Source organism: Mesorhizobium sp. B2-4-6 (genome assembly GCF_006442775.1).
GTDB lineage: Bacteria > Pseudomonadota > Alphaproteobacteria > Rhizobiales > Rhizobiaceae > Mesorhizobium.
The window spans coordinates 174,422-197,612 of the sequence record NZ_VFVI01000010.1; the positions used below are offsets into that span (position 1 = coordinate 174,422).

Below are 23,191 nucleotides of genomic sequence, written 5' to 3' on the forward strand. Positions count from 1 at the left end.
ACGGGCGGCCATTTCCTATGGGTTTTGATTTACGCATGTCTTTGTCCCGAAACCGGTTCCCACTTTCGGGAGACATGCCTTAGTCTTGTTGCCGCGCCAGCGGGTTGGCGGTTCAACGACATCGGCGGATCGATGGAAAAACGCGTCACTTTCAGCAAATGGACGATCGGCATCCTGTTCGCGGTGCCGCAGCTTTTCCTGATCTTCACCTTCTTCTACTGGCCGGCCGGGCAGGCCGTGTACTGGTCGCTGACGCTGCAGCAGCCTTGGGGTGGCGGCAATATCTGGGTCGGGCTCGACAATTTCCGCTCGATCCTGTCCAACGCCAGCTACTGGGACTCGATCACCGCCAGCATGATCTTCGCCGGCATCAGCACGGGTCTGGCGATGACAATCGCGCTGGTGCTCGCCGCCTTGACCGACCGGCAACTTGCCGGCTCATGGCTGTATCGTGTGGTGCTGATCTGGCCCTACGGCATCGCCGCGCCGGCGCTTGCGCTGGCGTTTCGCTTCATCCTGGCGCCGGAAGCCGGCTTCATGGCCGTGGTCAACCGAGCCTGGCCCGGCTTCTGGGACCCGGGCCTCGACGGCGCCGACGCCATGGCCTCGATCATCATCGCCTTCTCGTGGAAATATGTCGGCTACAACTTCATCTTCTTCCTCGCCGCTTTCCAAGCGATTCCGCGCTCGCTGATCGAGGCGGCGGCGATGGACGGCTCCGGCGTCATCCGGCGTTTCTGGGATATCCAGTTCCCGCTGATCACGCCGACCATCTTCTTCCTGCTGGTCATCAACATCACCGAGAGCTTCCAGGACTCCTTCGGCATCGTCGACATCATGACCGCCGGCGGCCCGGCCAACGCCACCAATCTGATGGTCTACAAGATCTATTCCGACGGCTTCAAAGGTCTGGATTATTCAGGCGCCGCCGCGCAAAGCATCATCCTGATGCTGCTGATCATCGCCCTTACCATCGTCCAGTTCCGCTTCATCGAGCGGCGCGTGCATTACCGGTGAGGCGGCCATGGTCGAGCGCACCCCGATCCTTAATTTCTTCACGCATCTGATCCTGTTCGCCGGCTTCGTATTCTGCGTAGCGCCGTTTGCTATCGTCGCGATCGCCGCCTCGCACAATCTGAAGGACGTCAACGACGTGCCGATGTCGCTGCTGCCCGGCAGCGATTTCTGGCTCAACATCAAGACGGCGTGGACGACCGCCGATCTCGGTCCGAAGCTGCTCAACTCCTTCATCATGGCGTTTGGCGTCGCCGCCGGCAAAGTGATCATCTCGGCGCTGACCGCGTTCTCGATCGTCTATTTCCGCTATCCCGGCCGCATGCTGATGTTCTGGCTGATCTTCATCACGCTGATGCTGCCGCTCGAGGTGCGCATCGTGCCGACCTACGCGGTGGTCGCCAACGTGCTCGAGCCCTATCAGGCGATCATGGACCTGACCGGCCTCTCCTGGCTGATCGAAAAGGTCTCGGGCGTGCAGGTTTCGCTCAGTCTGGGACTGCTCAACTCCTATAGCGGCCTGATCCTGCCGCTGGTCGCCACCGCCACCGGCACGTTCCTCTACCGCCAGTTCTTCCTGACCGTGCCGGACGAGTTGACCGAGGCGGCGCGCATGGATGGCGCCGGCGCGCTGCGCTTCTTCGTCGATATCCTTCTGCCGCTGTCGCGCAACAACATGGCGGCACTCGGCACCATCATGTTCCTGTGGGCCTGGAACCAGTATCTGTGGCCGTTGCTCATCACCACCGACCAGTCGCATGCGATGGCGGTGACCGAGCTGAAGCAGCTCATACCCAATGTCGGCGGCGCGCCGGAATGGCATATCGCAATGGCCGGCACGCTGATCGTCATGCTGCCGCCGCTGATCGTCGTGGTCTTGATGCAGCGTTGGTTCGTGCGCGGCCTGATCGCCACCGAAAAATAGGGAGACAAAAATGGCCTCCATCACCATTCGCGGCGTCAAGAAGAACTATGCCAAGACGCAGGTCGTGCACGGCGTCGACCTCGACTTCGCCTCGGGCGAATTCGTCGTGATCCTGGGGCCGTCGGGCTGCGGCAAGTCCACGCTGCTCAGGATGATCGCCGGGCTGGAAGAGATTTCCGACGGCACGATCGCGATCGACGGCACGGTGGTCAACAGGCTCGAGCCGCGCGAGCGCGGCTGCGCCATGGTGTTCCAGAATTACGCGCTCTACCCGCATATGAGCGTGGCACAGAATATCGGCTATTCGCTGAAGGTAGCCGGCGTTGCGTCGGCCGAGCGCGCCCAGCGCGTCCAGGCGGTGGCGCGCGTCCTGGAGCTGGAGCACCTGCTCGACCGCAAGCCGATGGCGCTCTCCGGCGGCCAGCGCCAGCGCGTCGCCATGGGCCGCGCCATGATCCGCGAGCCGAAGGTGTTCCTCTTCGACGAGCCGCTCTCCAACCTCGACGCCAAGTTGCGCGTGCAGATGCGCTCCGAGATCCGCAAGCTGCACCGGCGCCTCAGCGCCACCTCGGTCTTCGTCACGCACGACCAGGTCGAGGCGATGACGCTGGCCGACCGGCTGGTGGTGATGAATGGCGGCCGCGTCGAGCAGGTCGGCACGCCGGCGGAAGTCTACAGCCGCCCGGCAAGCCGCTTCGTCGCCACCTTCGTCGGCGCGCCGGCGATGAACATGCTCGAAGGCACCGTCACGCTCGACGGGCTGTCATTGCTCAGCCGCGAGCTCAATGTGTCGCGCACGGGCGTTCCCGTGGGCGCGAAAGTCGCGGTCGGCGTCCGGCCGGAGGCGGTGCGCATGGTGGCGCCGGGCACGCCGGGAGCGCTCGCGGCGACTGTCGATCTCATCGAAGAGTTGGGCGCCGGCCGCGTCGTCTATGTCGATCTCGACGGCGCGCCTTTCTCCATCGTGACGTCGGAGACCGTCCACCCCGAACCGGGCAGCACGATCGGCCTGCAGTTCGCCGAATCGGACCTGCACTTCTTCTCCTCGGAGACGGGTGGCAGGCTCGACGTGTTCAAGGCCTCGGTGCCGGAACCGGCTCCGGCGACGTTGTGAATTTGATTTGAGGGTTCATGCAATGAAAATCATCCAGGTCACCGACGTCCATCTCGGTCGTCGGCGCGAGATACGCTACGGCGCGAACCTGAATGAACGACTCGATCGATGCATCGATCATATCAATCAACGTCACGGCGATGCGACGCTCTGCATCTTCACCGGCGACCTGACCGGTGACGGGGAGGCCGAGAGCTATGCCGACCTGAAGGCGGCGCTGAGCCGGCTGACCCTGCCTTACCGTCTATTGCCCGGAAACCACGACCGGCGCGCCAATCTCATCGCCGCCTTTCCCGAGAATGGAACCGACGGCAACGGCTTCGCGCAGTCGGTTTTCGACACGCCGGAAGGGCGGCTGGTTTTTCTCGACAGCCTGGCGGAAGGCCGTGTCACCGGCGAGTTGTGCGACAACCGGCTTGCCTGGCTCGATGCACGGCTTGGCGAGGCGGCAGGCAAGGCGGCCTATATCTTCCTGCATCATCCGCCGGTAGAACTCGGGCTCACGCTGCTCGACCCGCTCGGCCTCGAACAGCCGCAGCGGCTACTCGATGTGCTGACCCGCCACGGCAATGTCCGCTACATCTTCTTCGGCCATGTCCACCGCGACATCGCCGGCACCGTCGCCGGCATTCCCTTCTCGGTGCAGCGCGGCCTGCATGCCCGCTTCATGCTCGATCTCGTCGGCGACGAGGTTGTCGAGCAGGCGCCGCCCGCCTATTCGATCATCCTGATCGATAGCCAGCGCGTCGTCATCCACAGCTGCGATTTCCTCGAGCAATGGCCGCTATGGTCGCCGGCGACGTGCGTGCGCTGAGGCATGCCGATATTCAGATGAGGCCGGCCTGCAAACGGCCGCTTCCTGCGCGTCAAATACGCTCCGCTGCAGTTCTCGGAACCCGCCGCTTTCGGCTCGGCCCGACCTGAATCTCGACGCCTCGCCCCGGACCTAAGCAAAGACATGCGCCTTGCCAGTGACGGTCAAGCGCACGATCTCGCCGATCTCCGGCGCGTCCATGCCTGTCCTGCGCAGGACGAGCGGCGTGTTGCCGATGGCGGCCGCGTCGGGCGGATCCGGGCTATTGAGCAGCCGCACCGCGACGGTGCAGACCGAGCCGGCGAACTCGCAGTCCGTCACTTCGCCGAACAGCATGTCCGGCGTGCCGGACATGCCTTCGCGCGAGGTCCGCTTGAGCAGGACCTGCTCGGGCCGCAGCATGATGCGCGCGACATCGCGCCGTTCCTTTGTGTCGACCGCGATGCGGCCAAGCCGCGACACGGCAAAACCGTCCGCGATCCTGGCCGGCACGATGATGGCGTCGCCAAGAAACTCGGCGACCATCCGGTCCCTGGGCTGGAAATAGAGCTCGCGCGGGGTCCCGACCTGCGAGAACAGGCCTTCGCGCATCACCGCCACCTGGCTGGCGAAGGAGAGCGCCTCGGCCTGGTCGTGCGTGACCAGTATGGTGGTGATGCCTGCCTCTTCCAGAAGCTCGGCCACCGCCTTGCGCATTGACGTGCGAAGCCCGGTGTCGAGCGCCGAGAACGGCTCGTCGAGCAGCATCAGCCTGGGCTTCATGGCCATGGCGCGCGCAAGCGCCACGCGCTGCTGCTGGCCGCCGGAAAGCTCGTGCGGGCGCCGTTTCAGGATCGCCTTGTCCAGTCCGACGATGTAGGCGAGCTCGACGATATGCTCGCCTCGTCTATCGGCATTCCGCGCGATGCCGAAACCAATATTGTCGGCGATGGTGAGATGTGGGAACAGGGCGCCGTCCTGCGCGACGACGCCTATGCCGCGGCGATGCGCCGGCACGGCCGCGCCGTCACTGGCGACCACCTTGCCATCGAGCGCGATGCGGCCGCGATCCGGCGCCTCGAAGCCGGCGATCAGCCTGAGCAAGGTTGTCTTGCCGCAGCCGGACGGCCCGACGATCGCGGTGCGGCTGCCGCTCTCGACAGTCAGGTCGACGCCGGCGAGCGCCGCCACCGGGCCATAATTCTTCGCGACGCCATTGAGTTCGAGAAAGCTCATCGTCCGGCCATCCGCTTCGATTGGACGTAGAGCCACCAGGTCATCGGCAACGACATCGCCACCATGATCAGCGCGTAAGGGGCGGCGGCGGCGTAGTCGATCTCGCCGCTGTAGGACCAAAAGGCCATCGCCAGCGTGCGGGTGCCGTTGGGCGCCAGCATCTGGGTGGCGGTGAGCTCGTTGGTGATGCCGAGCGCCACCATCGCCATGCCGGCCGCCGCACCCGGCGCCGACAGACGGATGGTCGTCGACCACAGCGCCTTGACCGGCGGCCGGCCGAGGCTGGACGCGGCGCGCTCCAGCTCCACCGGCGCCTGCGCGATCGAGGCGCGCAGGCTTATCAGGGCGCGCGGCAGGAACATCAGCGCATAACCGAACAGGATGGTGAACAGCGTCTGGTAGAGCGGCAGCGCGACGCGCACGGTGATAGTCACCAGCGCCAGCGCGATGACCACGCCCGGCAACGCGCCGACGATATAATTGCAGCTCTCGAGCAGGCGCTGCAGCCGTCCCGGCGCGCGGATCGAGATCCAGGCCATCGGCATGGCGGCCAGCGTTGCAAGCACCGCGCCGGCGATGGCGAGGAACAGCGTCTGGCCGAGCGCCAGGCCGATCTCGTCCCAACGCCAGACTTCCGTGCCGCCGGCGAGCAGCCAGCGGCTGACCGTGACGAAGGGCACGCCGAGCGACAGCAGCGCGACGACCGCCGGCAAAAGCAGGCAGGGCAAGGTGGCGCGGCCGAGGCGAGTGCGCTGCTGCTGGCGCGCGGCGCCGGAACCGACGCGGGCATAGCGTTCCTCGCCGCGCATCATCACCTCGAGAGCGAGCAGGAAAAGGCAACAGACCACCAGCACGGCGGCCAGCATGTTGGCCGCCGGACCGTTGAAGGTCGACTGGAACTGGTCGACGATCGCGGTGGTGAAGGTGTCGAAGCGGATGAAGACATAGAGGCCGTATTCGGCCAGAAGATGCAGGCCGACCAGCAGCGAGCCGCCGCAGATGGCGAGCCTGAGCTGCGGCAGCACGACGCGCGCGAAAACCCGCCAAGGATCAAGACCAAGTGCCGCGGCCGCGTCCTCCAGCGCCGGATCGAGCCGGCGCAGCGCGGCGGCGATCGGCAAGTAGAGGAAAGGGAAATAGGCGATGACGGAGACCAGCACCCCGGCCCACAGCCCATGCAATCCCGGGACGAAGCTGATCCAGGCGTAGCTGTGCACGAAAGCAGGGATGGCGAGCGGGGCGACCGAAAGCCAGGACCACCAGCGGCTGCCCGGCAGGTCGCTGCGCTCGGTCAGCCAGGCCAGCGACACCGAGAGCACGATGGCGATCGGCACGGCGACAGCGACGAGGAGCACGGTGTTGATCAGCAATTCGCCGACGCGCGGCCGCAAGATCAGCGCTACCACGGTATCCCAGCCGGTCTGGATCGCCACCCAGACGATGAAGGCGAGCGGCAGCAGCGCGATAAGCGCGATCAGGGCGGCGGCGAGCGTGATCCAAGAGGTGGACCGGCGCTTCTTCATCCCGGCCGCCGGCAGTCTCGCCGGCGTCATGTCGATCGCCGACTGCATCAGGCAGGCCGCTGGGTCGCCTCCGCCTGCCGGCGGAAGCGGTGCGATTTGCCACTCAGGCGGGTCGAAGCGCAGTCGACTGTCATCGACGAGGCGATCTCCAAACAAAAACGCTCCCGCGGAAGCGAATTGCCGCGGGAGCACGGTCGTTCGCCCTTTTAGGACGAACGCGAACTAAAGCAAGCCGGCTTGCGTCATCAGGTCGATAACCTTCTTGGAATTCAGCGTCGCCGGATCGACTTTCGGCGCCTGCAGGTCGGGGAGCGGCACCAGCTTCGGGTTGGATTCGGCACCCTTTCCGACCGCATATTCATACGACGTGCCGGTCTTCAGCACGTCCTGGCCGCCTTTGCCGGTCACCCATTTGAGGAACGCCTGGGCTTCCTTCTGATGCTTGCTGGAAGCCAGCACGCCGCCGCCCGACACCGAAACGAACGCGCCCGGGTCCTGGTTCTTGAAATAGTGCAGGCCGACATTCCCGCTATTCTCGCCGGTCTTGGCCTGATCGCCGATGTAGTAATAATGGTAGATCACGCCGCTTTCGATCTCGCCGGCATTGACCGCCTTCATCACCGTCGAGTTGCCCTTGTAGGCAGTGAAGTTCGCCTTCATCGCCTTCAGCCAGTCGGCGGTGGCGGCTTCGCCCTTGATCTGCAACAGCGCGCTGACGATGGCCTGGAAGTCGGCGCCGGACGGCGAAGCGGCCCAGCGACCCTTCCAACTCGGATCGGCAAGATCGAGCAGCGACTTCGGCAACTGGTCTTCCTTGAGCTTGTCCTTGTTGTAGGCAAAGACGGTGCTGCGGGCGGCGACGCCGACCCACTTGCCGCTCGACGGCCGGTATTCCTGCGGAACCTGCGCCAGCGTGTCGGCATCGACCGGCGCGAACAGGCCGGCCGCCTCGACCAGCGCCATGGCCGGCGAATTCTCGGTCAGGAACACATCGGCCGGCGAGGCCGCGCCCTCGGCGACAATCTGGTTGGAGAAATCGCTGTCGCCGCCGTTGCGCAGCGTGACCTTGATGCCGGTTTCCTTGGTGAAGCCCTTCGCCCATTCCTTGGCGAGGCTTTCATGCTGGGCATTGTAGACGATGATGCCTTGACCCTCGGCCATGGCCGGGGCGGCGATCAGGCCGAGCGCCAGCGCGGTAGCGAGCGTGGAAAGGGCAATCTTCATGGGCATCATCCTCAAATCTGGAGACAGGGTTCGGGCACGCTGCACCTACCAATACCTGATCATTATAGTCAACATTGTGACCCTGCTTCAATCGGTCGCCGTGCCGCAAACTTTCGTGATTTGGCGGTAGTTTGGCTTGGACATTATTTCGCCGGCCACGTAACAAACCAAGGCCGAGACGCGAACATCTGGGGGTAAACTCTTGTGACCGGCAAGGACGAGGCCGAGCTTTCCCGGCTGCTCAGGGTCGCGATCGGTGGAGACGAAAGGGCTTATGCCGACTTTCTGCACCGGGTCGCCACCCTCGTTCGCGGCTTTGTCCGGCGCAAAATCGTTCAGGGCGGGGTCGACCCCGAGGATGTCGTGCAGGAAACCTTGCTGGCCATTCATGTGAAACGCCACACTTGGCGGCCGGATGCGCCGGTGTTGCCCTGGGTCTATGCGATCGCCCGCTTCAAGCTGATCGACGCGTTCCGCAGGCGCGGGCGGCGCATCGAGGTCGAGATCGACGAGATCGCCGAAACCTTCGCCGAGCCGGAGACGGAGACGGTAAGCGAGCGCGATATCAACAGGGCGCTCGACGGGTTGCCGCCCGCCCAACGCTCGGTGGTCTCCTCGATCTCGGTCGACGGGCAGTCGATCGGCGAGACGGCGGCCAAGCTCGGCATCAGCGAGACGGCGGTGCGGGTGTCGCTGCATCGCGGCCTCGCAGCGATCGCCAAAAGATTTGGACGACAGTGACATGAGGACCGAGGATCTCATCAAGGCGCTCGACGCCGATGCCAGCGACAAGGCGATGCCGATGGGCAAGGCCTGGTGGCTGGCCGTCGGCGTGGCCGTGGCGATCGCGGCGACGGTTTTCTTTGCGACCATCGGGCCGCGTCCCGACATCATGCCGGCCATGCACACGATGCGTTTCATGTCCAAATTCCTGTTCACGCTGGCGCTCGCCGCCAGCGCCTTCGCGCTGATCCGCGCGCTGTCGATGCCGGGCGCTTCGACCAGGCGGGCGACGGCCTGGATGATTGCCGCGCCGCTCCTGGTCGTGCTGGCGGTGGTCCTCGAGCTTTTTGTCGTGCCCGAGGCCGATTGGGGCAAGCGGCTCGTCGGCTCGAACATGATGATCTGCATGAGCTTCATCCCGCTGATCGGCATCGGCCCATTGGCGATCTTCCTCGGCATGCTGCGTTATGGCGCGCCGACGCGGCCGGTGCTTGCAGGCGCCGTTGCCGGTTTGCTCGCGGGCGGGCTCGCGGCAACCTTCTATGCCGCGCATTGCTTCGACGATTCACCGCTCTTCGTCGCCACCTGGTATACGGTCGCGATCGCCTTCCTCACGCTGCTCGGAGCCATCGGCGGCCGGCTCTTCGTGCGCTGGTAGCCGCCGCACACCGGTTCTTCGGTACAGTTTGGAAACAGTAGCTTAAGCATGCCGGCAATTGTTTGCCGGTTAGTGGGGTGATCGCCAGCGTCCACGCAACCATTCCTTAAAACCGATCCGCCAGGGTTGTGGCAACGTGCAGTTGCGTATTGGGTGGAATCGCATCGTGGCGTGGTTGAACCGGAAAGGGCTCCGTGCCGATAGGCACGCTGCGCTGGGTCTGCTGGCGGTCGGCCTGGTTGCCACCGCCGTGTCGATCCTGCTGCCGCGCCTTGAACTGGGCACCGACGCGCTGAGGCTCTGCCTGCAGATATCCGTCGCCATCACCGCCGTGACGCTGTTTCTGTCGGCGCTGTTCATTCACCGCATCGTCGGTGATCGCCGGCAGATAGCCGAGAACGGGCAGCGCTTCCGCCGCGCCATGGAGGATTCGGCGATCGGCGTCGCCATTGTCGGCCTCGACGGGCGCATCCAGCAGGCCAACCCCGCCTTCGCCGCCATGCTGGGCTACAGCCGCGCGGAGATCGAGGCGCTGACCTTCCCGCAGATCACGCATCCGGACGATCTTTCGATCGGTCGCGAGACGATGATGAACGTGCGGGAAGGCCGGATCAGCTCCTACCATTTCGAAAAGCGCTACCTCAGGAAAGACGGGACCCCGGTCTGGGCGCAGCTTGCCGGCTCGGTCATCCGCGACGAGGACACAGGCAAGCCGCTTTATCTGGTGTCGCAGATCGAGGACATCGACGCCCGCAAGCAGGCCGAGGCGCGCATCGCCGAGGCCGAGACCCGATGGAATTTCGCGCTCACCAGTGCCGGGCAGGGCATCTGGAGCCTCGATATGCGCAAGGGCGGCACGACCTATTCCGAAACCTGGGTGAAGATGCTGGGCTATACCGGCGGCGAGCTCGACGGCGATTCCGATCGCTGGCTGGCGATGATCCATCCCGACGATCGCGAACGCGTCGCCGAGGCGGATCGCGCGCATCTTGCCGGCGAGACGGCCTTTTTCGAGGCTGAGTTCCGGATGCGGCACAAGGATGGCCGCTGGGTCTGGATCCTCGACCGCGGCAAGGCGATCGAGCGCGACGGCGAGGGCCGGCTGGTCCGGGCCATCGGCAGCCTGACCGATATCACGGAGCGCAAGGAGGCCGAGGCGCGGCTGGTGGTCTCGGCGGCGATGCTGGCCGACGAGAAGGAGCGTCTCAGGGTGACGCTGCAGTCGATCGGCGACGCGGTGATCTGCACCGATGCCGCCAATCGCGTCACCTTCATGAACCCGGTTGCCGAAAAGCTCACCGGCGTTGACGTTGGCGAGGCCATGGGCAAGGTGCTCGGCCATGTTTATTGGGCGGTCGACGAGGAAAGCGGGCAGAGGATCGGGCTGACGCGCCCTTCGACGAGCGAGCGGTCGCACTGCGACCAGAACACGCGCGCTGTCCTTGTCCGGCGCGACGACACGCGCTGCAGCATCCGCCAGGTGGTGTCGCCGATCATGAACGACCGCGACGAGTTCTGCGGCCTCGTCATCGTCTTCCAGGATTTCACCGATGCGCGCGCCCTGCAGCGCCAGCTGGCCTTCGCTGCCGCCCATGACGCGCTGACCGGGCTCGCCAACCGCTCGATCTTCATCCGCACTATGGAGGAACTGGTCGACCAGTGCCGCCTCAATGGCGGCGAGCATCAGTTCATGTTCGTCGACCTCGACCACTTCAAGGCGGTCAACGACACTGGCGGCCATGCCGCGGGCGATGCGCTGCTCAAGCGCGTGGCGGATACCTTGCGCAACGTGCTTGGCCCGGAAGACATCGTCGCGCGGCTCGGCGGCGACGAGTTCGCCGTCATCCTCAAATCGGCCGCCGCGGCACGCGGGCCGATCGCGGCGCGCTCGATCATCGACGCCATCCGCAACCTCAATTTCAGCTGGGACGGGCGCCCGCATTCGATCGGCGCCAGCATCGGGCTCGCGCCGATCCGCGCCGGTTGCGGCGAAGTGGACGAGATCATCGCCCGCGCCGACGCCGCCTGCTATGCCGCCAAGGCGGCAGGACGCGGCTGCGTTTCGGCGGCCCCCGACGAAGCTTCGTCCGAGGATGTTTCGAAAGGCGGCGTGCGGCTTCCGCCGCTTGCCGCGGCCTCCTGAGCCGCGCCGAAAGGGTTCAGCCTGGGAAGATCAGCGCGTCGGCACCGGATGTTCGCCGCGATAGTCGTAGAAGCCGCGGCCGGTCTTGCGGCCGAGCCAGCCGGCCTCGACATATTTCACCAGCAGCGGGCAGGGGCGATATTTCGAATCCGACAGGCCGTCATGCAGCACCTGCATGATCGACAGGCAGGTGTCGAGGCCGATGAAGTCGGCAAGCTGCAGCGGTCCCATCGGATGGTTGGCGCCGAGCCGCATGGCGGTGTCGATGGCATCGACCGTGCCCACGCCTTCGTAGAGCGTGTAGATCGCCTCGTTGATCATCGGCAGCAGGATGCGGTTGACGATGAAGGCCGGGAAATCCTCGGAAACGGTGATCGTCTTGTCGAGGTGCTTCACATAGGTCTTGGCCGTCTCGAACGTATGGTCCTCGGTGGCGATACCGCGCACCAGTTCGACCAGCTTCATCACCGGCACCGGGTTCATGAAATGAATGCCGATGAAGCGTTCCGGCCGGTCGGTCTGCGCGGCGAGCCGGGTGATCGAGATCGAGGAGGTGTTGGTCGCCAGGATCGCTTCCGGATTGAGCTGCGGGCAGAGCTGCGCGTAGATCTTGCGCTTGACCGTCTCGTCCTCGGTCGCCGCTTCGATCACCAGGTCGGCGGCGGCGAGGTCGGCCATGGTCGGGGCGGCGGAGATGCGCGCCATTGCTTCGTTGCGCGCATTTTCCTCGAGCTTGCCGGAGCCGACCTGACGCGCCATGTTGCCGCTGATGGTGGCGATGCCCTTTTCGATACGGTCGGGCGACACGTCGTGGATCAGGACCTTGTAGCCCCCCAGCGCCGAGACGTGGGCGATACCGCCACCCATCTGTCCCGCGCCGACAATGCCGATCGTCTCGATCTTGCTCATTACCCCGATCCCGTCCGGAGCATTTTCCGCTTCTTTGAAGCGCGGAAACGCTCCTATTTGTTTATTTCCCGCAATCCGGACGCAAAACCGCCGGATTAGCTTCAGGCCTTGATGGCCCGCTTTTTGTGCAGTGCAAACTAAAAGGGCGGGGCGACTTCGTCTACCCCACCCTTCGGATTTTAATATGCCGGAACCGGCTGCGTCAAAGCGCCTTTTGCAACTCCGGCAGGATGACGAAGAGATCGCCGACCAGGCCGTAGTCGGCAACCTGGAAGATCGGGGCTTCCTCGTCCTTGTTGATGGCGACGATGACCTTCGAATCCTTCATGCCGGCCAGGTGCTGGATCGCGCCGGAGATGCCGACGGCGATGTAGAGGTCGGGCGCGACCACCTTGCCGGTCTGGCCGACCTGCCAGTCGTTCGGCGCGTAGCCGGCGTCGACCGCGGCGCGGGAGGCGCCGACCGCGGCGCCGAGCTTGTCGGCGACCGGCAGGATGACTTCCTGGAACTTCTCCGAGGAGCCGAGCGCGCGGCCACCCGAGATGATGATCTTGGCCGAAGTCAGTTCCGGCCGATCGTTCTCGGAGAGCTTGTTCTCGACGAAGGAGGAGAGTCCCGGATTGGCGGCGGCGTTGGCCGTTTCGACCGGGGCCGAGCCGCCTTCCGGCGCCGCCGAGAAGGATGCGGTGCGCACCGTGATGACCTTCTTGGCGTCGGTCGACTGCACGGTCTGGATGGCGTTGCCGGCATAGATCGGCCGCTTGAAGGTGTCGGGTGAGACGACCTCGATGATCTCGGACACCTGGGCGACGTCGAGAAGGGCGGCCACGCGCGGCGCGACGTTCTTGCCCGACGAGGTGGCGGGCGCCACGATCGTGTCGTAGCCGCCAGCAAGCGAGACGACGAGAGCCGCGGTCGGCTCGGCGAGGCGCTCCGAAAGCTCGTCGGCCTCGGCGAGCAGCACTTTCCGAACACCTTTCAGCTTGGCGGCGGCGTCAGCCGCGCGCTTGGCGCCCTTGCCGGCCACCAGCACGTCGACATCGGAGCCGATCTGAAGGGCCGCCGACAGCGCCTTGGCGGTCTGGTCGGAAAGACTTGCGTTGTCGTGTTCGGCGATGAGGAGAATTGCCATTTTCTTTGTCCTTTCCTGACCGCTCAGAGCACGCCGGCTTCGTTCTTCAGCTTCTCGACCAGCTCGGCCACGCTCTTGACCTTGACGCCCGCCTTGCGGCCGCTCGGTTCCTCGGTCTTGACCACCTTGAGGCGCGGCTTGACGTCGGCGCCGTAGTCGGCCGGGCTCTTCTCGTCGAGCGGCTTCTTCTTGGCCTTCATGATGTTGGGCAGCGAGGCATAGCGCGGCTGGTTGAGGCGCAGGTCGGCGGTCACGATCGCCGGCATCTTCAGCTCCACCGTCTGCAGGCCGCCGTCGACTTCGCGCGTAACCTTGGCATGATCGCCTTCGAGCACGATCTTGGACGCGAAGGTGCCCTGCGACCAACCAAGCAGCGCCGCCAGCATCTGGCCGGTCTGGTTCGAATCGTCGTCGATCGCCTGCTTGCCGAGGATGACAAGGCCGGGCGCCTCCGCCTCGACCACGCCCTTCAGTACCTTGGCGACGCCCAGCGGCTCGGTCTGCTCGTCGGTCTTCACCAGGATGGCGCGATCGGCGCCCATGGCGAGCGCGGTGCGCAGCGTCTCCTGCGCCTGCTGCGGGCCGACCGAGACGACGATGATCTCTTCCGCCTTGCCGGCTTCCTTGATGCGGATGGCTTCCTCGACCGCGATCTCGTCGAACGGGTTCATCGCCATCTTGACGTTGGCAAGCTCAACGCCCAGTCCATCGGCTTTCACCCGGACCTTGACGTTGGCGTCCACAACCCGCTTCACGGGCACAAGGATCTTCATTTTCCTGTCACCTCTCCTGAGATAGTCGGGGCGCTATACCAGCGTGCGCCCTGTCAGAGTTGTCGAAAGCCGACATTACGGGCGGAATATCCGCCCAACGGTGCCGTTTCCGTAGTGGCGGCAAATCGGCGCGTCAATATCCCACGACGCACCCAAATCGGTTCAGTCGCGGGACGTCGCTGCGCCACGGCCCCATTGCGACGCCGGCTGGGCCGGGTCGCCGGTGGCCGGCTCGACGGGAACAGGCGGCTGCTGGACGTTGGGCGTCGGATCCGGCTCGCCGTCGGCGCCGGCCAACAGCGGCACGCCACGGCTGCGCAGCACCAGCACCAGGATCGATCCGGCGATGATGCCGCCGATATGGCAGGCCCAGGAGATCTGGTCCTCGCCGCCCGCGGCAAACATCACGATCTGGAACAGGATCCACAGGATCAGCGGAATGAAGGCCGGGATGCGCAGCGGAATGCGGGCAAAGGCCAGCACCCAGACTTTCACCCGGGGGTAGAGGATCAGATAGGCGGCGACGACGCCGGCGATGGCGCCGGAGGCGCCGATGAGCGGTACCTGCGAATCCCAGGCCACCAACCCCTGGAAGAAGGCGCCGGCGACGGCGCAGGCGAGATAGAAGATCAGGTAGCGTATGTGGCCGAGCGCGTCCTCGACATTGTCGCCGAACACCCAGAGAAACAGCATGTTGCCGCCAAGATGGAAGATGTCGGCATGCAGGAAGGGATAGGTGAGGTAGCTCAGGCTCTCGGGGATGACGACGAATTCGGGCGAGAGCTCGACCTTGTCGTGAACCACCGACGGGATGAAGCCGAGACCGAGAACCGCGGCATTGGTGAAATTTTCACCGCCAAGCGTGGTCGCCAGATAGACGAGCACGTTCGCCACGATCAGGCCGATCGTCACATATTGCAGGCGGATGTGGCGCAGCCTGTTGGTGTCGTAAAGCGGGATGAACATCGGACCCTCCCGCCCCCAAAATCAGCGGTTCTTGCCGGGCACCCATAGCACGTCGGCCTTGCCATTGTCATTGACGGCGCGGGCGGCGACGAACAGGAAATCAGAGACACGGTTGATGTATTTGAGCGCCTCGCGGTTGACATGCTCGGCCGGATCCTGCGCCAGCGCCACCATCAGGCGCTCGGCGCGGCGCGCCACGGTGCGGGCCAGATGGAGCGCGGCGGCCGCCGGCGTGCCGCCGTTCAGCACGAAGGATTTCAGCGGCTGCAGGCTTTTGTTGAGCGCGTCAATGTCCTGTTCGACGCGGTCGGTCTGGGCGGCGACGATGCGCAGCGGCTCGTATTCCAAGGGCTTGCCGTCGTACGGCACGGCGAGGTCGGCTCCCAGATCGAAAAGATCGTTCTGGATGCGCGACAGCATGGCGTCGATCGCGGGATGCGCCGCGCCGGTGTGAAGGCGGGCCATGCCGATGCAGGCATTGGCCTCGTCGACGGTGCCGTAGGCGTCGACGCGCAGGTCGGATTTCAGCCGCCGCTCGCCGGTGCCGAGCCCCGTCGTGCCGTCGTCGCCGGTGCGGGTGTAGATCTTGTTGAGCTTGACCACGCGATCCCTCGTCAGCCGCGCTATTTGCGCGTGAAATAGACCACCAGCAACAGCAGCGCCAAGGCCACGGCCTGCAGCATGATGCGCGCCTGCATCAGCTTGTTCGAGGTGATGCCGGAGCCGCCGCGCATCATGTTGATCAGACCGCGGACCAGCACGATCACCACGGCGGCCATGGCGATGACGGCGAGGATCTTCAAGGTGATGAGCATCTGGCTGGCTCCGGTTCAGGTTCGGTCAGGCGCGCCTGGCGAGCACGCGATAAAGCAAGGACGCCGGCAAGACGCGTTTCAGCGCCACACCGATCCTGGCCGGCACCGTTACCACATAGTGCGGGCGCGGGCGCTGTGACAGAAGCGCGTGGCGCAGCGCTGCGTGCACGATCTCCGGTCCTGGTTTCAGCTTCGACACGCTGCCGCCCGCCTGAAGCCGGGCGAGCTGCGCCTGATAGTCGGCGCGGTGGACGGAATTCTCGACATCGATGTTTTTCAGGAACCAGGGCAGGCCATTGCTGGCGATCTTCGACGTCACCGGTCCCGGCTCGATGAGGGAAAGGTGGATGCCGCTGCCTTCGAGCTCCTGGCGCATGCACAGCATCAGGCCTTCGATGGCGTGCTTGGAGGCCGAATAGGCGCCTCGGAAGCGGACCGGAGCCAGGCCAAGGATCGAGGAGCAATGGACGAGGCGACCGTGCCCCTGTCGGCGCATGACGGGCACGATGCGCCGGGTGAGATCATGCCAGCCGAAGAAATTGGCTTCGAACTGTTCGCGAAGTGCCGCGACCGGCAGGTCCTCGACGGCGCCGGGCTGGGCGTAGGCGCCGTTGTTGAACAGCGCGTCAAGCGTACCGCCCGTACGCTCCAGCACCGCATCGACCAAGGCGGCGATGGATTCGGGCTCGCGATAGTCGAGATAGAGGGCCTCCAAGCCGTCGGCCTCGAGCGCGGCGATATCGGCCGGCTTGCGCGCCGTGGCGAACACCCGCCAGCCTTCCGCCTTCAGCGCCCGCGCGCAGTAGGCGCCGATGCCGGAGGAGGCGCCGGTGACGATGACGGTGCGCAACTCTTTGGCGGCGGGGCGCGTTGTGGGAGCTGGGGTTGCCATTTGCCGCAATCCCTTCCCATATTCGCGGCGTCGACACAATCGAGCGGAGCGCGGGTCCTTGCTGCGGAATATCGTTGCCCTCAAGCGCGTGCTCTACGATGCGATTGGCCATTTCAACACCGATGACGGCTGGGCAATGGCCAGCCATCTGGCGATCACCTCGCTGATGGCGCTGTTTCCGTTCCTGATCTTCGCCACGACGCTCGGCAGCTTCCTCGGCGCGCGCGCCTTCGCCGACACGGCCGTGCATCTGGTCTTCGACACCTGGCCGGAGCAGATCGCCAAGCCGATCGCGCATGAGGTGCAAAACGTGCTCACCGTGCGGCGCACCGACCTTCTGACCTACGGCGTGCTGCTTGCGGCCTATTTCGCCTCGAACGGCATCGAGGCGCTGCGCACGTCGCTCAACCGCGCCTATCGCGTCACCGAGACGCGCGGCATCGTCCACCGCAGGGTGCAGAGCATCATCTTCGTCCTGATCGCTACCGCCTGCTTCCTCGCCATCAGCGTGCTTCTGGTGTTCGCGCCGCTGCTCGCGCGGCTGGCGGAAGCGCATCTGGAATGGATCAAGCCCTATATGGGAACGATCACCATCTGGCGCTACGTGATCGCCTCGACGGTCATCGTCATCGGGCTGTTCTCGGTGCATATCTGGCTACCGGCCGGCAAGCGCCGCTTCATCTCGATCATACCCGGCATCGTCTTCACGCTGGTCGCCTGGCTGGTCGGGTCGACGATCTTCGCCACCTATCTCGACCATTTCTCGTCCTATGTGACGACCTATGCCGGGCTCGCCTCGATCATGATCGCGGTCGTCTTCCTCTACATCATCTCGGCGATATTCATCCTGGGCGGCGAGCTCAACGCCGCGATTAGCCGCTATCTGGAAGCCCGCGCGCGCGTTGGCTGAGTCGATACCGGCCGAATGGAGGAAATGAGGAATTGGAGAACTGAAGAATTGAGGAACTGGGGGAAAAGGCGCCGACGCTTGGCTCCGCGCTTCCTCTTCAGTTCTTCAGTTCTCCAATTCCCTTTTTCCTGGGCTTTGCCGTCGCCAGGGCGACGCCGAGCGTGGCGATCGCCATGCCGGCGATCTGCAGAAGGTTGAGCCGCTCGTTGAAAAGCACCCAGGCGATGACCGCGGTTACGGCCGGCACGAGGTAGAACAGCGAGGCGACCTTCGACATCTCGCCGTCCCTGATCATCACCATCAACAGGAATATGGCGCCGATCGACAGCACCAGGACCAGCCAGGCCATGGCGAAGATCAGCTCGCCATTGACGGTGACGGCGCGGGTCTCGAAGGCGAGCGAACCCAGGATCATCACGGCGGAACCGCCGACATACTGCCACATCGTCGCCGACACCAGATCGCCGCCGGAGGCATAGCGCTTCTGCCAGATGGTGCCGGCGCTCATGCCGAGCACGGAGACGAGCGAAGCCGTCAGCGTCGCCGGCGTGACGCCGCCGCCCAGTGCGCCGAGCTTTGGCCAGAGCACGATGACGACGCCAAGCAGCCCGACCGCAAGGCCGGCCCAATGGCGCGGCAGGATCGCCTCGCCGAGGAACTTTCCGGCGAGCACGGCGGTGATCAGCGGCTGCAGGCCGACGATCAGTGCCGATAGACCCGCCGGCATGCCCCTGTGGATCGCCCAGAAGACGGCGCCGAGATAGACGCCATGCATGAGGACGCCGGCCACCGTTGCGTGCAGCGCCTCCTCGCGCGTCGCCTTGCGCGAACCGAGCAGCACGGTCAGCCCCGCAAACAGGATCGCCGCTATCACGAAGCGGATGGCAAGGAAGGTAAAGGGTTCCGCCCAGGGCATGGCATAGCGCGCGCCGATAAAGCCGGTCGCCCACAGAACGACGAAGGAGGCGGGGATGAACCGCTTGATGCTCTGCATGGGGGAGGCTGCCTGGATGAACGGTTGATGACGGCAATTGCTCTAAAGCCGTTCAATCCCGCAAGCAAAACGAAACGGTTGATCCATAAGCTAAGTCGAATTCATCAAACCGTGCCAAGAGGGGCATGGCGCGTGGCCGCGCCATGGTGAGGCATGTTTTTGCATCTCGACACGACCTGGCTTCTGTTCGCCTTCGCGATCATCGCCGGCTTCGGCTTCTTCTTCGGCACGGCGCTCGACGCGATCATGAAGGAGAGCGGCTTCGGCCCGACAGGCAATACGCTGCTGTTCATCTTCGGCTTTTTCGTCGCCGTGGCGGTCGCCAACAAGCATGGCATCAGCCTGAGCGATCTCAAGCTGGCGGTTGCCTGCGGGCTGGGCGGCGCCTTTGTCTTCATCAGCGTGCTGGCGCTGATCAAGGCTGGGATGGCCCGACTTTAATCAAGTTCGATAAGACGCCTGACGTCCCGTGCCGGCACGCCCGCGTCTCGAAGCGCGGCAAGACCGGTGTCCTTGAAGCTCTTGGACAGTTTACGGCCGTCCGGGCCAAGGATCAGGAGGTGGTGGAAATAGCGTGGCTGAGGCAGGCCGAGCAGTTCTTGCAGCAGGCGCTGCACCCCGGTCGCCGAATAAAGGTCCTGGCCGCGCACGACGTGGCTGACATCCTGCAGCGCGTCGTCGATGACGACGGCGAGATGGTAGCTGGTCGGGATGTCGCGGCGGGCGACGATGACGTCGCCCCAAGCCCGCGGTTGTGCTTCGATTGCTCGCGTCGCGGACATCGTCTCGTCGGTGAACTCTGTCCATGACAGGGCGCCTGAGGCGCGCGCCATCGCCGCCTCGACATCGAGCCGCCAGGCGAAGGGCATGTTCTCGGCAATCCGCCGCTTGCGTTCCCTGGCCGGCAAGGCCTTGTCGAGCGGCGGGTAGAGCGGCACTCCGTCGGGATCGCGCGGCCAGTCGCGGCCGCCGGTTTCGGCGATGAAGGCGCGGATCTCGCCGCGGCTCATGAAAGCGGGATAGACGAGCTCCTCGGCGATCAGCCGGTCGAGCACCGCCCGGTATTCGGCGAAATGCTCGGACTGACGGCGCACCGGCCGCTCCCAGTTCAATCCCAGCCATTCGAGGTCGCGGAAAATGCCGGCCTCGAACTCGGGCGTGCAGCGGGTGACGTCGATATCCTCGATGCGCAGCAGCAGGCGTCCGCCCGCTTGCGCCGCCATCCGCTGGTTGAGCAGAGCTGAGTAGGCGTGGCCGAGATGCAGTTCGCCATTGGGGCTCGGCGCGAAACGGAATGTCAGGAGCGTCATCTTTCAGGCGGCATTCGGGTTGAAAGGCGCTTTTGCCAATTGGTATTTAGCCCTCCATTGCCACTTCGCGGGCGCCCTGGGAACAAGCAACGTGCAACGCATCGCCTCGCTCGACGACATTGCGACAGGGCTCGACGCGCTCTGCCGGATCGATCCGCGGCTGGAGACCATACGCGGCAAAGCGGGTGAAGTGCCGCTTCGGCTGTCGGAGCCAGGCTTTGAAAGCCTCGCCTCGATCATCGTTTCGCAGCAAGTTTCCCGCGCGAGCGCCGACGCCATCTTGGGGCGGCTGGTGAAGCTGGTCGATCCGCTGACGCCACAGGGGATTCTTGCCGCCGGCGAAGGGATTTTTCGCGAGGCCGGGCTGTCGCGGCCGAAGCAGCGCGGGCTGCTCGCCGTCGCGCAAGCCGTGGCCGGCGGGCTCGATCTCGATCACCTGTGCACGCTGGACGCCGGCGAGGCGATCGCGGCGATGACGGCCGTGCCCGGCATCGGCCCATGGACGGCCGAATGCTATCTGCTGTTTGCAGCCGGCCATCCCGACGTGTTCCCCGCGCGCGACGTCGCTTTGCAGACGGCGGTCGGCCATGCGCTCGGCATCGACCCGCGTCCGCCGGAGAAAATGCTTATCCGGCTGGCCGAATCATGGAGTCCGTGGCGGGGTGTCGCGTCGCGGCTTTTTTGGGCCTATTACCGGGAATTGAAGGGCAGGGATGCGGCGCCGCCTGTCGAAATGGCCAAAAAAGCATGAAAATCATGCGTTTTTGGCGGCTTCGGCGAGAGACAATCCGCTTCACATCCCTGTCATGTCGGGCTTACAGTATCCGCGCCGTTCGGTTCTAGAAGCAAGGAGGCGAAGGACGTGACGGTTGCCGTATCTCCGGATGGGCTTCCCGCGCTGGTGCTGAATGCGGACTACCGTCCGCTCAGCTATTACCCCCTGTCGCTCTGGTCGTGGCAGGACGCCATCAAGGCCGTCTTCCTCGACCGGGTCAACATCGTCGCCGAATACGAGCACGCCGTCTCCTCGCCGACCTTCTCCATGAAGCTGCCGAGCGTGGTGAGCCTGAAAGCCTATGTGAAGCCGTCCCGGCATCCGGCCTTCACCCGCTTCAACGTCTTCCTGCGCGACCGCTTCCAGTGCCAATATTGCGGCACACCCGAGGATTTGACGTTCGATCATGTCATCCCGCGCCATCGCGGCGGGGCGACGACCTGGGAGAATGTCGTCGCCGCCTGCTCGCCCTGCAATCTTCGAAAGGGCGGCATGATGCCGGCGCAGGCCAAGATGTGGCCGCTGCAAAAACCCTATCAGCCGACGGTGCACGACCTGCACAACAACGGCCGCCTGTTCCCGCCCAATCATCTGCACGAAAGCTGGATGGATTATCTGTACTGGGATGTCGAACTCGAACCTTGAGATCGTTCGAGAATTCGGGAGGCTGGCCGCCTGAAGCAAGCGTCTGCGCTTCCGGTGCTCACGTACTGTAAGTACGCTCCGCTCCGGTTCTCGACGCTCACTTCATACGGCTCATCCTGCCGAATTCTGTGAACGATCTCGCGTCGGCGCCTTGGTGCTGACTCAATCCCTCGCGAGCGCGCTGCGGAAGGCGACGGCGGCGAGGATGAGGCTGGCGATGGCGTTCCAGCCAGCGAGGGACAGGCCGAGGATGCGCAGCGCTGCCTTGTCGCAGGAGGGCGGCACGAATTTGTCGAGCGCGTCGAGCACGCCCTTGCCGCCGGTGTCGACCGGGCCGGCGCCGGCGGTGCAGTCGGCCGGACCTTGCCACCAGGCCCATTCGACGCCCGAATGGTAGACGCCAAGATAAAGGCCGTAGAGCATCAAAAGGCCGCCGATCGCCAGCAGGCCGCGCGTCACCCAGGCGGGCGCGCGCAGCATCGAGGCGATCGTCGCCAGCACCATCAGCGGCACGCCGATATAGTACGGGGTGCGCTGCTCGAGGCAGAGATGGCAGGGGATGTAGCCGCCGATATATTGGAAGGCCAGCGCCGAGCCGACGGTCGCCGCCATGGCGACGGCAAGAAAGAGCGCCGCGCGCGTGCGCTGGCGTCCAGTGTCGGCAATCATGGTCGCTGTCATCGATGGAGATCCGTTGTTGCGTCGCTATCCGTGGGCGTATCTGACGAGGATATAGAGCAAAATCAGGGCAGCGGCGCCGGCGCCGACAATCAATCCCAAACGCTTTTCGATGAACTCCCTGATCTCTTCGCCATAGCGGCGCAGCAGCCAGGCAAGCAGCAGGAAACGGGCGCCGCGCGCCACGATCGCCGAGACGATGAAGACCAAAAGATTGACGTGAAGCGCCCCGGCCAGAATGGTGACCACCTTGATCGGCGGCAGGTGCGCAGCGCCGGATGTGACGAGCAGCACCAGCATCAGCCCGGCGCCTGACGACTGCCATTTCTCGAACGTGGTCAGGCCGCCGAAATGCTCCAGGATCGGGCGTGCTATCGTGTCGTAGGCATAGTAGCCGATCAGCCAGCCGGCTATGCCGCCCAGCACGGAGGCAACCGTAGCCGTCAACGCGTAGCGATAGGCGCGTTCGGGCCGCGCCAACGCCATGGGCAGGAAGAGCACGTCGGCCGGTATGAAGAACACGGAGCTTTCGACGAAGGCGATGAAGGCCAGCCACCATTCGGCGGATTTCCGCGCCGCCAGCGACAGGGTCCAGTCGTAAAGTCCGCGAAGCATCGGCTCTCCTAATGCAGTTGACGCAATTCCGGACGGAAAACCGCAGCGCACTTTTCCTGGAATGCTCTAATCAATGCCACCCGAGGCGCTTGGCGGTTTTGGGCAACGACAGGCAGGAAGACAAGGACCCAAAGCGCCGCATCCAGCTTCTGAATGCGAGCCGCTCAACGTTTCGTCTGTCTAGAAAGATTTTCCGCTCCGCACAATGTCTGCGTCGCCACGAGGCGGGGAGATGAGCAATACAGCCGGCTGCGCCGGCAAATCCGCAACAGGCCAGTTGACGAACACCCATCCGCCCGTATAGTCCGCGCCCATCCAGGCCGCCCGGCCTGAGCCCCTATGGCGGAATTGGTAGACGCGCTCGACTCAAAATCGAGTTCCGCAAGGAGTGCTGGTTCGATCCCGGCTAGGGGCACCACCACCT

Annotated in this window: 25 protein-coding genes and 1 tRNA gene; 12 read left to right on the top strand and 14 right to left on the bottom strand. The window is 64.7% G+C overall.

Annotated elements, in window-relative coordinates; genetic code table 11:
* Positions 1–132: 132 nt before the first annotated feature.
* From FJ957_RS23345 to FJ957_RS23360, 4 genes are read left to right on the top strand one after another with little or no spacing between them, the layout of a single operon-like run.
* Entirely contained in the window at positions 133–1,017 is an 885-nt protein-coding gene (locus FJ957_RS23345) for an ABC transporter permease subunit (RefSeq protein ID WP_140658787.1), read from the top strand.
* Positions 1,018–1,024: 7 nt separating this feature from the next.
* A complete protein-coding gene (locus tag FJ957_RS23350) occupies positions 1,025–1,939 on the top strand; it encodes an ABC transporter permease subunit (RefSeq protein ID WP_140835181.1) in 915 nt (304 codons plus the stop codon).
* Positions 1,940–1,949: 10 nt separating this feature from the next.
* Positions 1,950–3,053, top strand: coding sequence for a sn-glycerol-3-phosphate ABC transporter ATP-binding protein UgpC (gene ugpC, locus FJ957_RS23355; RefSeq protein WP_140835182.1), 1,104 nt, complete (start codon positions 1,950–1,952; stop codon positions 3,051–3,053).
* A gap of 22 nt (positions 3,054–3,075) precedes the next feature.
* Positions 3,076–3,867, top strand: a complete 792-nt coding sequence (locus FJ957_RS23360) for a phosphodiesterase (RefSeq protein WP_140835183.1) — start codon at positions 3,076–3,078, stop codon at positions 3,865–3,867.
* A 132-nt stretch (positions 3,868–3,999) separates the two neighbouring features.
* Here FJ957_RS23360 and FJ957_RS23365 read toward each other — a convergent pair whose 3' ends face one another.
* The 3 genes from FJ957_RS23365 to FJ957_RS23375 all read right to left on the bottom strand — a co-directional run bounded on the left by FJ957_RS23365 (position 4,000) and on the right by FJ957_RS23375 (position 7,829).
* Entirely contained in the window at positions 4,000–5,082 is a 1,083-nt protein-coding gene (locus tag FJ957_RS23365; RefSeq protein ID WP_140835184.1) for an ABC transporter ATP-binding protein, read from the bottom strand.
* Entirely contained in the window at positions 5,079–6,635 is a 1,557-nt protein-coding gene (locus FJ957_RS23370) for an iron ABC transporter permease (RefSeq protein WP_246685944.1), read from the bottom strand. Before FJ957_RS23370 ends, FJ957_RS23365 begins: the two co-directional genes overlap by 4 nt.
* 192 nt (positions 6,636–6,827) lie before the next feature.
* Positions 6,828–7,829, bottom strand: coding sequence for an iron ABC transporter substrate-binding protein (locus FJ957_RS23375; RefSeq protein WP_140835186.1), 1,002 nt, complete (start codon positions 7,827–7,829; stop codon positions 6,828–6,830).
* Between the two features lie 204 nt (positions 7,830–8,033).
* Between FJ957_RS23375 and FJ957_RS23380 the strand changes: the two genes are divergently transcribed.
* The 3 genes from FJ957_RS23380 to FJ957_RS23390 all read left to right on the top strand — a co-directional run bounded on the left by FJ957_RS23380 (position 8,034) and on the right by FJ957_RS23390 (position 11,353).
* Positions 8,034–8,570: a sigma-70 family RNA polymerase sigma factor gene (locus FJ957_RS23380; protein ID WP_140835187.1), complete on the top strand. Its 537-nt coding sequence runs from the start codon at positions 8,034–8,036 to the stop codon at positions 8,568–8,570.
* Position 8,571: 1 nt separating this feature from the next.
* Entirely contained in the window at positions 8,572–9,210 is a 639-nt protein-coding gene (locus tag FJ957_RS23385) for an NrsF family protein (protein ID WP_140835188.1), read from the top strand.
* Between the two features lie 166 nt (positions 9,211–9,376).
* Positions 9,377–11,353 (top strand): PAS domain S-box protein, encoded by a 1,977-nt coding sequence (locus FJ957_RS23390; RefSeq protein ID WP_246685941.1) that lies wholly within the window; start codon positions 9,377–9,379, stop codon positions 11,351–11,353.
* 30 nt (positions 11,354–11,383) lie between these two features.
* Here the strand turns inward: FJ957_RS23390 and FJ957_RS23395 are convergent, their stop codons facing one another.
* From FJ957_RS23395 to FJ957_RS23425, 7 genes are all read right to left on the bottom strand, one after another.
* The gene (locus tag FJ957_RS23395; protein WP_140835190.1) at positions 11,384–12,262 is read right to left on the bottom strand and encodes a 3-hydroxybutyryl-CoA dehydrogenase; all 879 of its coding nucleotides are present in this window, start codon (positions 12,260–12,262) and stop codon (positions 11,384–11,386) included.
* Positions 12,263–12,464: 202 nt separating this feature from the next.
* A complete protein-coding gene (locus FJ957_RS23400; RefSeq protein WP_140835191.1) occupies positions 12,465–13,394 on the bottom strand; it encodes an electron transfer flavoprotein subunit alpha/FixB family protein in 930 nt (309 codons plus the stop codon).
* A gap of 23 nt (positions 13,395–13,417) precedes the next feature.
* Positions 13,418–14,167: an electron transfer flavoprotein subunit beta/FixA family protein gene (locus FJ957_RS23405; protein WP_140658799.1), complete on the bottom strand. Its 750-nt coding sequence runs from the start codon at positions 14,165–14,167 to the stop codon at positions 13,418–13,420.
* Between the two features lie 162 nt (positions 14,168–14,329).
* Positions 14,330–15,133 carry a rhomboid family intramembrane serine protease gene (locus FJ957_RS23410; protein WP_140835192.1) on the bottom strand — a complete coding sequence of 268 codons (804 nt, stop codon included), beginning with the start codon at positions 15,131–15,133 and terminating at the stop codon, positions 14,330–14,332.
* A gap of 21 nt (positions 15,134–15,154) precedes the next feature.
* Entirely contained in the window at positions 15,155–15,736 is a 582-nt protein-coding gene (locus FJ957_RS23415; protein ID WP_140835193.1) for a cob(I)yrinic acid a,c-diamide adenosyltransferase, read from the bottom strand.
* 20 nt (positions 15,737–15,756) lie between these two features.
* Entirely contained in the window at positions 15,757–15,948 is a 192-nt protein-coding gene (locus FJ957_RS23420) for a twin transmembrane helix small protein (protein ID WP_140679842.1), read from the bottom strand.
* A 25-nt stretch (positions 15,949–15,973) separates the two neighbouring features.
* Positions 15,974–16,840 carry an SDR family oxidoreductase gene (locus tag FJ957_RS23425; RefSeq protein WP_140835194.1) on the bottom strand — a complete coding sequence of 289 codons (867 nt, stop codon included), beginning with the start codon at positions 16,838–16,840 and terminating at the stop codon, positions 15,974–15,976.
* A gap of 58 nt (positions 16,841–16,898) precedes the next feature.
* On the opposite strand from FJ957_RS23425, the gene FJ957_RS23430 reads away from it, so the two are divergent.
* Positions 16,899–17,750, top strand: coding sequence for a YihY/virulence factor BrkB family protein (locus tag FJ957_RS23430; protein ID WP_140835195.1), 852 nt, complete (start codon positions 16,899–16,901; stop codon positions 17,748–17,750).
* 97 nt (positions 17,751–17,847) lie between these two features.
* Here the strand turns inward: FJ957_RS23430 and FJ957_RS23435 are convergent, their stop codons facing one another.
* Positions 17,848–18,744 carry a DMT family transporter gene (locus FJ957_RS23435; RefSeq protein ID WP_140835196.1) on the bottom strand — a complete coding sequence of 299 codons (897 nt, stop codon included), beginning with the start codon at positions 18,742–18,744 and terminating at the stop codon, positions 17,848–17,850.
* A 153-nt stretch (positions 18,745–18,897) separates the two neighbouring features.
* Between FJ957_RS23435 and FJ957_RS23440 the strand changes: the two genes are divergently transcribed.
* A complete protein-coding gene (locus FJ957_RS23440; protein WP_140658855.1) occupies positions 18,898–19,185 on the top strand; it encodes a hypothetical protein in 288 nt (95 codons plus the stop codon).
* Here FJ957_RS23440 and gluQRS read toward each other — a convergent pair.
* On the bottom strand, positions 19,182–20,054 hold the full coding sequence (gene gluQRS, locus FJ957_RS23445; RefSeq protein ID WP_140835197.1) for a tRNA glutamyl-Q(34) synthetase GluQRS: 873 nt from the start codon (positions 20,052–20,054) through the stop codon (positions 19,182–19,184). The two genes, FJ957_RS23440 and gluQRS, sit on opposite strands and share 4 nt — an antisense overlap.
* 91 nt (positions 20,055–20,145) lie before the next feature.
* Here gluQRS and FJ957_RS23450 point away from each other — a divergent pair, with 91 nt between their 5' ends.
* Both FJ957_RS23450 and FJ957_RS23455 read left to right on the top strand, forming a co-directional pair.
* Complete coding sequence (locus FJ957_RS23450) at positions 20,146–20,805, top strand: DNA-3-methyladenine glycosylase (protein WP_140835198.1); 660 nt, start codon at positions 20,146–20,148, stop codon at positions 20,803–20,805.
* Between the two features lie 111 nt (positions 20,806–20,916).
* Entirely contained in the window at positions 20,917–21,474 is a 558-nt protein-coding gene (locus tag FJ957_RS23455) for an HNH endonuclease (protein ID WP_027167440.1), read from the top strand.
* A 162-nt stretch (positions 21,475–21,636) separates the two neighbouring features.
* Here the strand turns inward: FJ957_RS23455 and FJ957_RS23460 are convergent, their stop codons facing one another.
* Both FJ957_RS23460 and FJ957_RS23465 read right to left on the bottom strand, forming a co-directional pair.
* Positions 21,637–22,155 (bottom strand): disulfide bond formation protein B, encoded by a 519-nt coding sequence (locus FJ957_RS23460; RefSeq protein ID WP_140835199.1) that lies wholly within the window; start codon positions 22,153–22,155, stop codon positions 21,637–21,639.
* 24 nt (positions 22,156–22,179) lie between these two features.
* Positions 22,180–22,767, bottom strand: coding sequence for a YqaA family protein (locus FJ957_RS23465; protein WP_140835200.1), 588 nt, complete (start codon positions 22,765–22,767; stop codon positions 22,180–22,182).
* 333 nt (positions 22,768–23,100) lie between these two features.
* Here FJ957_RS23465 and FJ957_RS23470 point away from each other — a divergent pair.
* Positions 23,101–23,185, top strand: a tRNA-Leu gene (locus FJ957_RS23470).
* Positions 23,186–23,191: the final 6 nt, after the last annotated feature.

Excerpts from the sequence above, each read along its gene's own strand:
- FJ957_RS23345 (WP_140658787.1), top strand. The coding sequence starts at position 133 with ATGGAAAAACGCGTCACTTTCAGCAAATGGACGATCGGCATCCTGTTC.
- FJ957_RS23350 (WP_140835181.1), top strand. The coding sequence starts at position 1,025 with ATGGTCGAGCGCACCCCGATCCTTAATTTCTTCACGCATCTGATCCTG.
- ugpC (WP_140835182.1), top strand. The coding sequence starts at position 1,950 with ATGGCCTCCATCACCATTCGCGGCGTCAAGAAGAACTATGCCAAGACG.
- FJ957_RS23360 (WP_140835183.1), top strand. The coding sequence starts at position 3,076 with ATGAAAATCATCCAGGTCACCGACGTCCATCTCGGTCGTCGGCGCGAG.
- FJ957_RS23365 (WP_140835184.1), bottom strand. The coding sequence starts at position 5,082 with ATGAGCTTTCTCGAACTCAATGGCGTCGCGAAGAATTATGGCCCGGTG.
- FJ957_RS23370 (WP_246685944.1), bottom strand. The coding sequence starts at position 6,635 with ATGACGCCGGCGAGACTGCCGGCGGCCGGGATGAAGAAGCGCCGGTCC.
- FJ957_RS23375 (WP_140835186.1), bottom strand. The coding sequence starts at position 7,829 with ATGAAGATTGCCCTTTCCACGCTCGCTACCGCGCTGGCGCTCGGCCTG.
- FJ957_RS23385 (WP_140835188.1), top strand. The coding sequence starts at position 8,572 with ATGAGGACCGAGGATCTCATCAAGGCGCTCGACGCCGATGCCAGCGAC.
- FJ957_RS23395 (WP_140835190.1), bottom strand. The coding sequence starts at position 12,262 with ATGAGCAAGATCGAGACGATCGGCATTGTCGGCGCGGGACAGATGGGT.
- FJ957_RS23400 (WP_140835191.1), bottom strand. The coding sequence starts at position 13,394 with ATGGCAATTCTCCTCATCGCCGAACACGACAACGCAAGTCTTTCCGAC.
- FJ957_RS23405 (WP_140658799.1), bottom strand. The coding sequence starts at position 14,167 with ATGAAGATCCTTGTGCCCGTGAAGCGGGTTGTGGACGCCAACGTCAAG.
- FJ957_RS23410 (WP_140835192.1), bottom strand. The coding sequence starts at position 15,133 with ATGTTCATCCCGCTTTACGACACCAACAGGCTGCGCCACATCCGCCTG.
- FJ957_RS23420 (WP_140679842.1), bottom strand. The coding sequence starts at position 15,948 with ATGCTCATCACCTTGAAGATCCTCGCCGTCATCGCCATGGCCGCCGTG.
- FJ957_RS23425 (WP_140835194.1), bottom strand. The coding sequence starts at position 16,840 with ATGGCAACCCCAGCTCCCACAACGCGCCCCGCCGCCAAAGAGTTGCGC.
- FJ957_RS23435 (WP_140835196.1), bottom strand. The coding sequence starts at position 18,744 with ATGCAGAGCATCAAGCGGTTCATCCCCGCCTCCTTCGTCGTTCTGTGG.
- FJ957_RS23440 (WP_140658855.1), top strand. The coding sequence starts at position 18,898 with ATGTTTTTGCATCTCGACACGACCTGGCTTCTGTTCGCCTTCGCGATC.
- gluQRS (WP_140835197.1), bottom strand. The coding sequence starts at position 20,054 with ATGACGCTCCTGACATTCCGTTTCGCGCCGAGCCCCAATGGCGAACTG.
- FJ957_RS23460 (WP_140835199.1), bottom strand. The coding sequence starts at position 22,155 with ATGACAGCGACCATGATTGCCGACACTGGACGCCAGCGCACGCGCGCG.
- FJ957_RS23465 (WP_140835200.1), bottom strand. The coding sequence starts at position 22,767 with ATGCTTCGCGGACTTTACGACTGGACCCTGTCGCTGGCGGCGCGGAAA.